We start from the raw sequence: 13,523 nt of genomic DNA, 5'->3' as shown, positions 1-13,523 counted from the left end.
GTCACTATGCCTGATAGCAATACCCATCGAGAACTCGAGATACGCGGCGCCTACCCTGAGGTGGGCCCGCTAGTGCAGCTCCGCTATGTCGCCCGCCAGCTGCAACTGTTCAAGCCCCGCCTGGCCAAAAGCAACCAGGCCGGCAACCTGTTGACCCGCTACCGCGGCCGCGGTATGAATTTTGAGGAAGTGCGCGACTACCAGCCCGGCGATGACGTGCGCTCTATCGACTGGCGCGTAACCGCCCGCACCGGCCAGACTCACACCAAGCTTTACCAGGAAGAACGCGAGCGCCCGGTGGTTATCCTCCTGGACCTGCGCTCGCCGATGTTCTTTGGCAGTCACCTGGCGTTCAAGTCCGTCGCGGCCAGTGCTATCGCCGCAGCCCTGGGCTGGGCCGGATTGCAGCACAGTGACCGCATCGGCGCGATGCTGTTCACTGACGACGACATCGAAACGGTCCGCCCCCGCCGCAGCCACCATTCCGTGCTGGCGATGATTCATGGCATGGCGGCCCGGGCCGCTGAACTGAAAAGCCCCGTGGCAGCCGATGGCAGCCAACCGCTGAAGTTACTGCTGGAGGAAGCCCGCCGAATCGCACGCCCGGGAAGCGCCCTATTCCTGATCAGTGACTGCCACGACCTGGACGATGATTGCGCGCAACCGCTTTACCTGCTCACCCGCCACGCGGATCTGCAGGTACTGCGCATCAGCGATCCACTGGAACGGCAGCTGCCCCAACAGTCCCTGACCATCAGTGACGGTCGCCAACGCACCTTCCTGAATGGCGGCAACCGCCCACTGCGGGAACATTTCGCCGAACGACAGGCCCAGGCGCGCGAAGATGTCGAGCAACTCTGCCGCCGCCACCGCCTGCCCCTGCTGGATTTCGACAATACCCAGCCGGTCATACCGGCACTGCTTTCCTATTACGGCGCACGCCAGCAGAAGCCCCGGGTTGCCACGGGAGTATTGCAGTGAAACCGGTCGCCAACCAGCAACCGACAGCGCCTGCGCCGCAGCAGTCACCGGAAGTGAAAGAGCTGCTGGCACAGCTGCATGACATTCACGAACCAGCGCCCGTGGGCTGGTGGCCGCCGGCACCGGGCTGGTGGGCACTGGCCGCATTGTTATTGGGCATCATTTTTGCCGGAGTGCTCTGGATACGCCGCCGCCAGCGCCGTCGCGCGCAAAACCGCTATCGCGTGGAGGCCGTGCGCCTGCTGCAACTGATCGATACCGAGCACGCCGGTGCGCCACAGGAAATCAATGAGATACTCAAACGCGTGGCCGTCATCACCTTCGGACGCACCGAGTGCGGCAATCTGACCGGCCGCCGCTGGCTCGAGTTTCTAAATGCGAGCGCGCCAATCGAGTGCCCGCCCGAGGTCGAGCGCGCTTTACTGGAATCGCTATACCGGGCGGATCGATCGGACACCCCAGGAAACATTGCCCTGCGCGATTTCGCCATGCACTGGGTCGAATCTCACGGTCGCGCCCCCGCCACCGCCAAACCAGCAATTGCGGAGGCCAGCGGTGTTTGAATTTGCGTGGCCCTGGGTCTTCGCTCTGCTGCCGCTACCGTGGCTGGCGCGTCTATTGCTGCCGCGCGCCAAACCCCTGAGCAGTGCGCTCAAGGTGCCCTTCTACGCGGAGCTGTCCCAGCGCGGTGGCGGTGGCCCGAGCAATCCGCTCAATCTTCTTATGCTCTCGCTGATCTGGATACTGCTGGTGGCCGCTGCCGCGCGCCCCCAGTGGTATGGAGAACCGATCGCCCAGACAAGCAGCGCCCGCGACCTGCTCGTTGCCGTGGATATCTCCGGCAGTATGGAGACACCGGACATGGTGCTGAATGGCAGTCCGGCCATGCGCATCGACGCAGTCAAGGCAGTGGTCGGTGACTTCGTCGACCGCCGCGAAGGCGACCGGCTGGGTCTTGTTCTGTTCGGTACCCGCGCCTACCTGCAGGCGCCGCTGACCTATGACCGCGAGACCGTGGGCACGCTGCTACGCGAAGCCCAGATCGGCTTTGCCGGACAGGGTACCGCCATTGGTGACGCCATCGGTCTGTCAGTGAAGCGCCTGATGCAGCGCCCGGCGAAACAGCGCGTCCTGATTCTGCTGACAGACGGCGCCAATACCGCCGGCGAAGTTTCGCCGCTCAAGGCCGCCGAACTCGCCGCACAGGCCGGTGTTACCGTGTATACCGTGGGCGTGGGTGCGGAAGAAATGGTCCAGCCCGGACTACTCGGCAGCCGCTTCGGCGCGCGCCGGATCAATCCTTCCCGCGATCTCGACAGCAAGACCCTGCAGGCCATCGCCGATCGCACCGGCGGACGATACTTCCGCGCGCGCAATCCGCAGGAGCTGGAAGAAATTTACGAAGAGCTGGATCGCCTCGAGCCCGTGGAGCAGGAGGCGGCCAGCTACCGGCCGCTCAAATCCCTGTTTATCTGGCCGCTGGCTACGGCATTGTTGCTGGCGCTGCTGTGGGCGAGTATCCCGCTGCTTGGTAATGGCCTCGCACGTTTACCCCGGGAGGCAGGATGAACGAGTTGAGCCAGTTCCACTTTTTACGCCCGCAATTGCTCTGGCTGATATTGCCGGCCGCCCTCCTCTGTTGGGGACTGGCGCGCACGGTCCTGAACAGCGGCCAGCTGCAGAAAATCATCGATGCCGACCTGCTGCCGCACCTCCTTTTGCGCGGCGGCGCCAAGCGCCCCTGGCTGTTCGGCCTGATCTTCGCGCTGCTAGCTGCCATGACAGTGGCCCTCGCCGGCCCGGTCTGGCGCAAACTGCCCACTCCGGTTTACAGCAATCAGGATGCGCTGGTGATCCTGTTCGACCTGTCGCCGTCGATGATGGCCACGGATCTGTCACCGGATCGGCTGACCCGCGCCCGCCTCAAGATTCTCGACATCCTGCGCCAGCGCAAGGACGGCCTGACCGCGCTGGTCGCCTATGCCGGCGAGGCCCATGTGGTGACACCGCTGACCGAGGATACCGCCACCATTGCCAACTTGGTTCCGGCACTGTCGCCGCGTATCGTACCCGTGCCCGGCAGCAATATAGAGATGGCCGTCGAAACGGCTATCAAGCTGTTGAAAGACGGCGCCAATGGCCACGGCCAGCTGCTGGTTATTACCGACGGTATTGACAAGTCCGCGCTCGACACTGTCGCCAGCCTGGTGTCCAGCGCCAATACCAAGCTGTCGATTCTCGCGGTTGGCAGCGGTGAAGGCAGCCCTATTCCGCGGGGTAACGGTGGCGGTTTCGTCACCGACGACAATGGGTCCATTATTATCTCCAACTTCAATGCCCGCGAACTCAGCCGGCTCGCGCGCAAGAGTGGCGGCCACTTTGCCAAGATCAGTGTCGATGACAGCGACATCGCCAAGGTACTTCCCGAGGACAACGCCCCGGACCAGGCCAAGTTGACCGAGCGCAAATTCGACCAGTGGAGTGAAGAAGGGCCGTGGCTGGTGCTGCTGTTACTGCCTTTTGCCGCCCTGCTGTTTCGCCGTGGCGCCCTCGCCTGCGCGCTGCCGTTGACACTACTGCTGCTGCCCCCGCAGCAATCACAGGCGTTTGAATTGCAGGATCTATGGCAACGCAAGGACCAGAAAGCCGAGCAATTACTGGAACAGGGTAAAGCCGACCAGGCCGCGGAAACCTTCCGCAGGCCCGACTGGCGTGGTACTGCCCACTACCGCGCTGGCGATTATCCCGCCGCAGCTAAAGATTTTTCCCAGGGAGGGAACGCGCAGGACCTGTACAATCTCGGCAACAGCCTGACGCAGCAAGGTCAATATGACAAAGCCATCAAGGCCTATGATGAAGCCTTGAAAGTCCAGCCAGAACTGGCAGACGCCAAACACAATCGCGAGATCGCCCGTAAACTGAGGGAACTGCAGGAGAAGCAGCAACAATCGCAACAGCAGCAATCCGGACAACAACAGCAGAACCGGAGCCAAAATCAGAAGCAGCAGCAACAGTCTGGCAACGGCCAGCAGCAGCAAAGCCAGAGCAATCAACAGCAACAGGGACAGCAGAATCAGCAGAATTCTGGTGCCCAGCCGGACTCATCCCAGGGCTCACAGCAGAACCAGCGGGCCGGAGAGCAGCAACAACAGCAGGATGATCAGGAAAAGAAATCCGAACAGCAGTCCGCTCGCGCGAAAGAAGGCCAGAAAGGCAAGAAGCAGGAAGGCAAACAACAGAAGGCCGGTGCCGAAGAGAGCCCTCTGGATCCGGAAACCCAGCAGGCACTGGATCAGTGGTTGCGCCAGATTCCTGACGACCCCGCCGGCCTGATGCGTGAAAAATTCAAATACGAAAGCCTGCAGCGCCGTCGCGCCTACCGCAGCGGTGAATGGCAGCCCCCGGAGAACGGAGCCACTCAGAGATGGTAAGCCCAAGCAGCGTGAGTCAGCGCACTTCCTATTCCCCTCTCCCGCCGAGACAATATCGGGCTACAGCGGCGGCCAGCTTCTCTATTTCTTGGCTGTGCAAACTACTGCAGCTGTGCCTGCTACTCGTTGTCGCCAACATTGCCCACGCCGATGACCAGCTGACGGCGACAGTCGACCGCAATACCATTGGCATCGACGAAACGCTGAACCTCACCCTGCGCTACAACGGTAGCGGTGGCGGAGAACCGGATTTCGAGCTGCTGCAACAGGATTTCGACATACTCTCCCGCCAGCAATCGAACCAGTACCAGGTCATCAACGGCCGCGCGGAAAGTTTCGTCCTGTGGACCCTGTCCCTGGCGCCCAAGCGCGAAGGCAAGCTGTTTATCCCCTCCCTGCACTACCAGGGCAAGGTGTCCGACGCGATTCCGATTACCGTCACCAAAGCCGGCCAGGCCCCCGACAGTGGCGACCGCCAGGCCTTTCTGGAAGTGGAACTGGACAAGCAGCAGGTCCATGTGCAGGAACAGCTACTAGTCAAGGTGCGCCTCTACACCACCATTGGTCTGCACGATATCGCCACAGATCCCCTACAAATACCGGGCGCACATGTCGAGAAAGTGGATGAGCAGCGCTATGAGCGCCGTATCGGTGGCATCGGCCACGCTGTCTATGAGCTGACTTATGCGGTGTTTCCAGAGAGCTCCGGGGAGCTGAGAATACCCCCTCTGACTTATGTCGCCGTAGCTGGTCGCCGCGATCCCTTTTCCCTGTTCAATCGCAACACCCAGCGATTGCGCCTGCGCTCCGAACCGAAGACCATCAAGGTACTGCCAAAGCCTGACAGCTACAGCGGTGCCCAGTGGCTGCCCGCCGCCAGCCTTGGCATTTCACAAACCTGGAGTAAGAGCCCGCAGACGTTCAAGGTTGGTGAGCCTATCACCCGCATCGTTACCGTCACGGCCGAAGGCCTCCGCGCGGCCCAGTTGCCGCCGCTGCCCCAACTCAATGTCGAAGGCCTGAAGACCTATCCAGATCAGCCGCAACAGGATGACCAGGTCACCGCAAAAGGCATAACCGGCAGCCGTATCGAAACCACCGCTGTCGTCGCCACCAAACCGGGCGACTACCAATTGCCATCCATCACCGTCACCTGGTGGGATACCAAGACCGGGCGACAACGGGCCACTCAGTTGCCGGCATTCCGATTTACGGTTACTGGTTCCGCAGCGGCCTTGAGCAACCAGGGTACGGGCTCTATTTCCGATCTCGAACCGGGCGCAAGCGGCGGAGCGAGCAAATTAGCATCGGGGAACAACTTCTGGCGGAATATCGCCATTGCCGCCATCGTATCCCACTTGTTTTGGCTGCTGTATTTTCTCTACCTGCGCGGCGGGGTCAGTGCTCGCCGCTCCGCCTCCCCGAAGAAGCAACCGAATGCCGAACAGGAAGCCCGCGCACTAAAGCGGAGCGCAGAAAACGGGCCCCCTGTGGAACTACAACTTACAATCCTGAAATGGATTCATGCGCGCTGGCCCCAAGTGAGGGGAAACAGCCTAGGCGAAGTCAACCGGCAACTGAGATTTCCAGAATTAAATAAACTCCAGGAGCTACTGGATGCCGCTCTCTACCTAACACCACCCAAGCCAATGAATAGACAGCAGGTGAATATACTGGTTAGCAAACTACTGAAGCGCGAGGTCGCCGAGGACTTGGCCGAGGATGACAATCCATTGCCAGACCTATTTGCCTGACCCAATACATCGTGAATAGGAGCACTGCCTTACAGCTAGACTCGGTTTCAGCTTAAAAATTTGAAAATTCGGCCATCAAAATACGGTCTTGCGTTTTGACCTGGCGTTAAGCGCGAATGCGTACTCACCAAGATTGCTATCTCCTCACAGTAGAGCAAAACATTCATGCTCTTAGCAGCGAAGGAAAATAGAGTCACACTTCGCGCTCACCTGCGAAGCCACAGAGATTAGCGATTCTGAAGTGCTGAGGAAAACGGAGCACAACCAGACCGCACGCAATAAAGCCCAAGTGAAGGACGAAGGGCCTTCCCAAGCAGAAAGCAAGCTGCGCCACGATCACGAACGTGACAGGCTGACTTATCGATGTCTACTCCTACAAAATACACACACTCGAAGGACAGGCACCCACAGAATATCTGCACCACTGCCAGGTAAAAAATATAATCACAGTGCTTAATCAAACTAAAGAGGACCATGTAAAGAGCCGCAACATGCACCACCACCAGAAGCGCACTTTTTAGCCAATCTACCCGCCAACGGCACCCTTGCGACAGAGCCCCTCCCCGCTTGTCATTAGGAACATCTGAATTGTCATTTAAAACACCCTCAACGCTCAACATTTGAGCACTTAGAACAATTTACGAACAAGTTACTGAGTCGGGCAAATTCCTCCCTCTAAATATGTACCCCGGAGCTCTCCATTGATACCATTCGATCATTAAAAAAAATATCGATTAGTTTTTATTCTGGATTGTGGGTCACATTTTTAGGGGTTGACAAAATGGGGGTTGTTTTGGTGGCCGAGGGGGCGAACTTCATCGGAAATACGGTCGCTCGTCACATCGTCACAAATACTAGAGGTTCTGCGGCAACTTTTGACAGGCTGAATGATGCAGGATATCTACAATCCCCTAATTCTGAAGAGCAATCTTCTAGGTATACATTTGAGCAGGTCGACGCCTGTGATTCGTGCGCGATTAGCAAGCTGTTAGAAAAGTATTACCCCTCCGCCATAGTGCTTCTCGCGGTGCAATCTCATGAAGCCCTCTCAATCGACACCAGTAGCACCTTTATTCAGGTCTACACTACCCTCACATATTCATCATTCCAGATTGCATGCACGTACTGGTCCGCGTCCCCTTCAGCCTTGAAAAAGGCCTTTCGCTCTAGCCACATATTCGCTGTTAGCAAAGCACCATCCGGCCATCTGGTTAACGCGTGGGGTAGAATTGATGGCCTGTCCGCCATAATCACCAGTTACTCCAACAGCGAAGACCCATCCCTATTTCCGGAAAAGCTCATCCCACGCGAGTTCATAAACGCCCTCACAGTTAAGCCGATACCCGTGGATGACGATGAGCCCCAGGTTCGCAACCGGCTAAATATTGAAGTCCAAACAAGACCACGTCACACAAAGCAACGCCAATCCACCCGGGACGCAAATGGTGCATGCAAAAGTAGTCGTGCTAAACACAAACGGACAACACCAGAGCTAAAACTTAGGCCGCAACCAAATTGTATGCAATGGCACCGTACTAGAGAAGAAATTTTCCATCACTGAATTCGAGATAAGCATTCAAAAACACTAGAACTAAATACGGAATTCAATAATGAAATTAATAATCGGGGGCTCCGGATTCATCGGTTCCGCATTTCGAGCACATCTAGCACAACAAGGACAGGACTATATTGCGGTTACCAGGAAGTCCTTTGATTTAAAGAACCACATGATTTCAAGAGAGATGTTTTACTCTGCGAAATTCAGCTCAAAGATACGTTCCGCCACAACCTTGTATTATCTGGCATCGGCGACCGCCCCCAGAAATTGTCAATCTCTTCCCAAAGAAATTGAAGCGAATGTCATCGAGTTCCAAAAATATATTGAGCATGCAATAGCTCTCAACTCCGACTTACGGATTATTTACCTCTCATCTGGCGGACAGATTTACGGCACTAAAGTTGCGAACCTTGCGAGTGAAGAACAGCAGTTGGCCCCCGAGACTCCCTATGCTGTGGGCAAAGCCATGATTGAAGAGAGCCTCAGATATTTTGCCCGCAAATACTCAATCAGCTATGGAATTCTCCGCCCCAGCAACCCGATTGGTCCAAGCCAAACCAATCACGGACAGGGAGTAATCCCAGCTTTGTTCAATGCGGCATTCAATAACACTCCATTTAATGTTGTCGGCAGTCTTCAGTCCGCCAGAGATTATGTACATGTTAAAGACCTATGTCTCGCAATGTCTCTGGCAGATTCCACCATCCACAACGACACCTGGAACGTGGGCTCAGGCAAAGCAACGACACTCGAAGATATTATCAAGCATATAGAGCAGGTCTCAAATAAGAAAATAAAAATCAATAAAAGCAGCAGACTCAATAATTATGAAATGGATCGCATCGCTTTAGATACTACAAAAATAAGAGACAATTTAGGCTGGACACCTCAAATTAGCCTAAGACAGGCCGTACATGAATGTTTCTGCGCACACCAGAAAAAAACCGCCGCAGAAAAACAGTTAGATCTATCCGTAGTATAAAGGCGTGCAAGAATGCAATTTAATGTTTCCAACGACACTTTACGCATCGCAAAATCCTTTTTTCCAGAACTTCAGGCCATTAAAGATGGAAAAAATTGGAATGTGAAGTTCAACAATAAAATAACCCACATTCCGCTCTTTGACTCCGAACTAGTAGCTAGTCAAATAGGGGAATCATTTAATTCTGAAGCTGGTACATTAGAATTATTCTTCCTTTGGATCGACGCAGGTCGAGAACAGGAAATAATCCCGACTCGACTATTTGACGAGAAATTCTACCTCGCCCGGAATCCAGACGTCCAAAAAAGTAATATGTGGGCATTTGATCATTTTTTACTGTTTGGAGCAGAGGAAAACCGCCTACCTAACAGCAAAACTCCCGACTGCGCACCCGAACAGGTGATAGAAATGCGATATCAGGATGCCACTTTGTCAGAGAGTGACCTTGGCTTCCTAAAATCAATAATCGGATTTTTCAAGCGACAGGACGTTAAATTAGCGATCCAACAGGGAGACTCCAGGGAGATTCTCACCAAACTACCAGAGGACGAAAACGTCTTACTCCTTTTCAATGCAAATGTGTATCGCAAGTCAATAGCATCTCAACATCCAGAACTGCATATCCCCGAAGGTAAAGAGTTTCTACATTGGATTCGAAATGGTCGCCATCTTGAAGCGGCATTCACTCCATTTTTTTCCATTAGACATTATCGAAACACCTATTCTGACCTGCAGAAACTTTCGAATGAGGGCCTTCATCAGCATTTCTTGAATCATGGCCTCTATGAAAATCGCAATGGCAGCAGCGTATTCAATGCAGGTCAATATGCAAATATTAATAGGCTCAAAAATCGTAGTTCAGCGGTTCTTTTTGCTCTAAAGAAACTACAAGATGAGGGGACTCCGATTCCCACAAGAGCACTTACCATCAACCACAAGAGTAAGTTGGAGCACCTGGCTGAACTCGGGCAACAAGCAGAATTAATGGCGGAAAGGCTACAGTCTCCGGAAATTCGCGCCCAGGTTAAAAAAGCAGAAGCATACGAGCCTAGAATCGACTTCAGACCGCAGGGACGCCAAGTACTATGCCCACAGCTTAATCATCCCGCCGACGACCTACATTCGGCTGACCAGCTAATTTACAATAATTTAGCTAAAACTCGGTATAAGGCATTGATGCTCATTCCACATTGCAGGATGAGTGGAGCGGCACGAGTTTCTGGCGCACTTGCCCATGTCCTCGCCAAGCACTTTGGCGACGAAAATATCTGTATAGTTACAACCGATGGAACTGCGTTCGAGCACCCGGAGTGGTTCCCAGAAAACGTGGATATTCTTGACCTCCATAAATACACTGCGCACTTGGATCGAGACTTCAAAATACAGGCGCTGGTGCTTTTATTGAGAGGAGTAAACGCACAGCATATATATAACGTCAACTCCCGACTAGGTTGGGAGACAATTCATTCATACGGTAAACAGCTATCAACTCTTTGTTCTATTAATTCCTATATGTTCTGCTCTGATCGTACCGAATCCGGGCAAAGAACCGGATACCCACAAGAGTTCTTTACCTCGACATTCTTCTACCACGAGCACTTTTTTGTAGACAACCTACAATTGAAAAAGGAACTCGTCCAAGACCATCTTTTGACAAAAAAGTTTGCAGATAAAATTGTCGTTCTAAACACACCAACATCTCAGCAAATCTCTGTTGCGGCTGAACCGGGATGGAAACTATCCAAGTTATGGAACCGAAAAAAACGCGTTTTCTGGGCAGGCCGCTTTGACAGGCAAAAGAACTTCAACCTTCTTGTCGAAATCGCCAAAAATATGCCTGATATAGAGTTCTGGGTTTGGGGGAAACCCGTGCTGGACTCCGCGCCAAAAGACATCTCAGAAATCAAAAATATCAAATTACTTGGCGAATATGGCGACTTCTCAGAACTCCCGCTGGAGTCATGCCACGTATGGCTGTACACCAGCCTATGGGACGGAACACCCACCATCATTCTAGATGTAGCTACAGCTGGCATTCCCGTCGTGGCATCTCCCACAGGAGGTATCCCCGAACTACTAGACGGCTTCCCTGAATTTTTGGTCTCCGAGACCGACCTCCTCAACCCCAATGCTTACATCAGTAGGATCCGCAGCCTTGTGGATAACAGTGATGGGGCATTCGAGCGAGCACATGAACTCCAAAGCAGAGTCACTCAACTGCACGATGCAGTTGCATTTGGTGAAGCCATTATTGAAACTATCAATTTGGGGGCCTAAACATGCAGAGAAATCGAAGCGATATAAGTTTAATTATCACGGCCCACAATGAAGGCCTGCTTCTTGGTGCAACAATAAACAGCGCTCTCGCGGCAGCAAAAGAGGCGCAATCTCAGGGGTTTGTTACTGAAACCACTATCTACCTTGATCGCGCAGATAGACCGACGTCCGAATTTGCCAGGACTCTAGCAAAAGACTTGGATATTCCAGTGATCGAAACGGACTTCGGCGATCAGGGAAAGGTACGAAACCTCGCTTGCCAAACTGCTTCGACGGGCTACATCGCGTTCCTCGATGGCGACGACCTCTGGAGCGAAAATTGGATAAGCCTAGCGATGCAAATCGCGCTAAAGAATAAAATGTACATTGTCCATCCAGAAATGAACTGGTTCTTCGGAGGTAGTAACAACATCCTGCTCAAAGTCGACCAGGAAAGCGAAAGTTTTGATCCATCTTTCCTGAGGGCTGGTAATCCATGGGACGCCCTATGCTTAGCACACCGAGACACCTATCTCGCTACGCCATATTGCAACAGAGATATTGCTACAGGCTTCGCTTATGAAGATTGGCACTGGAACTGTGAAACTGTCGCCAAGGGCTATGTTCACAAGGTAGCTAAGGGCACGATTCACTTCAAACGCCGCAGAGAAATCAGTCAGAATACACAGGCAACATCGCGAAAGGTATTGATCAGAGATACCCCGCTATTGCTCTATCCCGAAAAATGACAAAAAACAGTGAAAATGGCTGAATTCGAATTACAAAAGTTCTGCGACCACTTGAATAAGAAATTTGATCGGGATTCCCATCCATCAGAGATCCTGGCGTATTGTGGCAATTTATTTGAGCAACCAGTACTCACCTCGAGCTTCGGATACGATTCCGGCGTTACGATTGAGCTCTGCATGAGTGCAATACCCGATATCCCCGTTGTCTGGGTTGACACGGGATTCACTCATCCAGACACCTACAGATACATTAAAGGACTTGTACAGATAAGAAAAATTAACCTGAAGGCTTATAGCCCCAAGTACCAGCATGCCTTTCTGACAAATGTACTGGGCCTGGATCCGATGGCCAGCGAAGAGCACCGCGCAGACTTTAACCAGATTGTTAAAGTCGAGCCCCTTACCAGGGCCTTCGATGAGCTGAAGCCCGACCTCTGGATTACTGGGGTCAGGGCTGAAGAAACCAGCAACAGAAGGAAGTTCAGGCTTTTTTCTATCGGTTACAATAGAATAAAGTATTCACCCTTGCTTTATTGGACGCAAGACGACGTCAAAGATTTTAAGTCTCGTAATTCTATTTCATCCCCGGGAAACTATTTTGACCCGACCAAAAAGAATGAACGGGAAGAATGTGGCATCCACTTAATATAATGAGGAGTATTTTATGAAAAAGATTTTGGTCCTGGGCGGCGACGGCTTTTGCGGCTGGCCCACTGCACTGCACCTTTCTAAGCATGGCCACGAAGTGGTTATTGTCGATAACCTCTCACGGAGAAATATCGACAATGAACTCGGCGTTTCATCACTGACCCCGATCGCCTCCATTGAGCGTAGGCTGCAATGCTGGAAAGAAGAAACTGGCAAAACGATCCGTTTTTTTAATATTGATATCGCTCACGAATACCGCGAAGTTCTCGACCTGATTACAGCGTACGAACCACATGCGATCGTACATTTTGCTGAGCAGCGTGCGGCGCCCTATTCTATGAAGTCGGCGAAGCACAAAATCTATACCGTCAACAACAATCTGAATGCGACTCACAATGTTCTCGCTGCGGTTGTCGAAAGCGGCCTGGATATTCACCTGGTACACCTGGGGACCATGGGTGTGTACGGCTATGGCACCGCTGGAATGAAAATTCCGGAAGGCTACCTGACCGTCAAAATGACGACTGACCAGGGCGAAGAGGTTGAAAAGGAAATCCTGTATCCGGTTAATCCCGGCAGTATTTACCACATGACCAAAACCCAGGATCAGCTATTTTTTGCGTATTACAACAAGAACGACGCGCTGCGCGTAACGGATCTACACCAGGGCATCGTCTGGGGAACCAATACTGACGAAACGAATTTGCATGAAGATCTGACGAATCGATTCGACTACGATGGCGATTACGGCACCGTACTCAATCGTTTTGTAATGCAGGCCGCAATCGGTCACCCACTGACAGTACATGGCACTGGCGGCCAGACACGCGCATTTATCCACATTCGTGATACTGTGAAGTGTATTCGGCTTGCTGTCGAAAATGAACCGGCCAAGGGAGAGAAAGTACGCATCTTCAACCAGATGACCGAAACTCACCGAGTACGCGACCTCGCCAAGATGATTTCCGATATTTCTGGTACCGAGTTCAAGCTAATGCCGAACCCCAGAAATGAGGCCGACGAAAACGATCTGTTTGTGGCGAATGACTGCTTCTTGCAAATGGGTCTGAAGCCAACCTATCTGTCCGAAGGGCTTCTGGCTGAAGTTAATGAAATTGCCAAGAAATATGAGTCACGTTGCGACCGCAGTAAAATTCCATGCAT

The 13,523-nt window shown here is 53.1% G+C and carries 11 protein-coding genes; all 11 read left to right on the top strand.

The annotated features are described in order from the left end of the window. Positions 1-6 precede the first annotated feature (6 nt). On the top strand, positions 7-981 hold the full coding sequence (locus IG168_RS08950) for a DUF58 domain-containing protein (protein ID WP_193164050.1): 975 nt from the start codon (positions 7-9) through the stop codon (positions 979-981). Next, entirely contained in the window at positions 978-1,544 is a 567-nt protein-coding gene (locus IG168_RS08945) for a DUF4381 domain-containing protein (RefSeq protein WP_193164049.1), read from the top strand. The genes IG168_RS08950 and IG168_RS08945 overlap by 4 nt, the downstream gene beginning before the upstream one ends. Further along, the gene (locus tag IG168_RS08940; protein ID WP_193164048.1) at positions 1,537-2,550 is read left to right on the top strand and encodes a vWA domain-containing protein; all 1,014 of its coding nucleotides are present in this window, start codon (positions 1,537-1,539) and stop codon (positions 2,548-2,550) included. The genes IG168_RS08945 and IG168_RS08940 overlap by 8 nt, the downstream gene beginning before the upstream one ends. Next, complete coding sequence (locus tag IG168_RS08935; protein ID WP_193164047.1) at positions 2,547-4,412, top strand: VWA domain-containing protein; 1,866 nt, start codon at positions 2,547-2,549, stop codon at positions 4,410-4,412. The genes IG168_RS08940 and IG168_RS08935 overlap by 4 nt, the downstream gene beginning before the upstream one ends. Beyond that, complete coding sequence (locus tag IG168_RS08930) at positions 4,406-6,166, top strand: BatD family protein (RefSeq protein WP_193164046.1); 1,761 nt, start codon at positions 4,406-4,408, stop codon at positions 6,164-6,166. The genes IG168_RS08935 and IG168_RS08930 overlap by 7 nt, the downstream gene beginning before the upstream one ends. Positions 6,167-6,947: 781 nt before the next feature. After that, positions 6,948-7,727: a GDP-mannose 4,6-dehydratase gene (locus IG168_RS20985; RefSeq protein ID WP_193164045.1), complete on the top strand. Its 780-nt coding sequence runs from the start codon at positions 6,948-6,950 to the stop codon at positions 7,725-7,727. Between the two features lie 49 nt (positions 7,728-7,776). Beyond that, the gene (locus tag IG168_RS08920) at positions 7,777-8,706 is read left to right on the top strand and encodes an NAD-dependent epimerase/dehydratase family protein (RefSeq protein ID WP_193164044.1); all 930 of its coding nucleotides are present in this window, start codon (positions 7,777-7,779) and stop codon (positions 8,704-8,706) included. Positions 8,707-8,718: 12 nt separating this feature from the next. After that, complete coding sequence (locus tag IG168_RS08915; protein ID WP_193164043.1) at positions 8,719-10,983, top strand: glycosyltransferase family 4 protein; 2,265 nt, start codon at positions 8,719-8,721, stop codon at positions 10,981-10,983. A 2-nt stretch (positions 10,984-10,985) separates the two neighbouring features. Further along, a complete protein-coding gene (locus IG168_RS08910) occupies positions 10,986-11,711 on the top strand; it encodes a glycosyltransferase family A protein (RefSeq protein ID WP_193164042.1) in 726 nt (241 codons plus the stop codon). 15 nt (positions 11,712-11,726) lie between these two features. Then, entirely contained in the window at positions 11,727-12,362 is a 636-nt protein-coding gene (locus IG168_RS08905) for a phosphoadenosine phosphosulfate reductase family protein (RefSeq protein ID WP_193164041.1), read from the top strand. A gap of 13 nt (positions 12,363-12,375) precedes the next feature. Continuing rightward, the coding region (locus IG168_RS08900; RefSeq protein WP_193164040.1) for an NAD-dependent epimerase/dehydratase family protein at positions 12,376-13,523 on the top strand (1,148 nt) is incomplete at its 3' end.

Origin of the sequence: Microbulbifer hainanensis (assembly GCF_014904735.1) — a bacterium.
Taxonomy (GTDB): domain Bacteria; phylum Pseudomonadota; class Gammaproteobacteria; order Pseudomonadales; family Cellvibrionaceae; genus Microbulbifer; species Microbulbifer hainanensis.
This window is presented reverse-complemented; position numbering and strand designations above follow the sequence as displayed.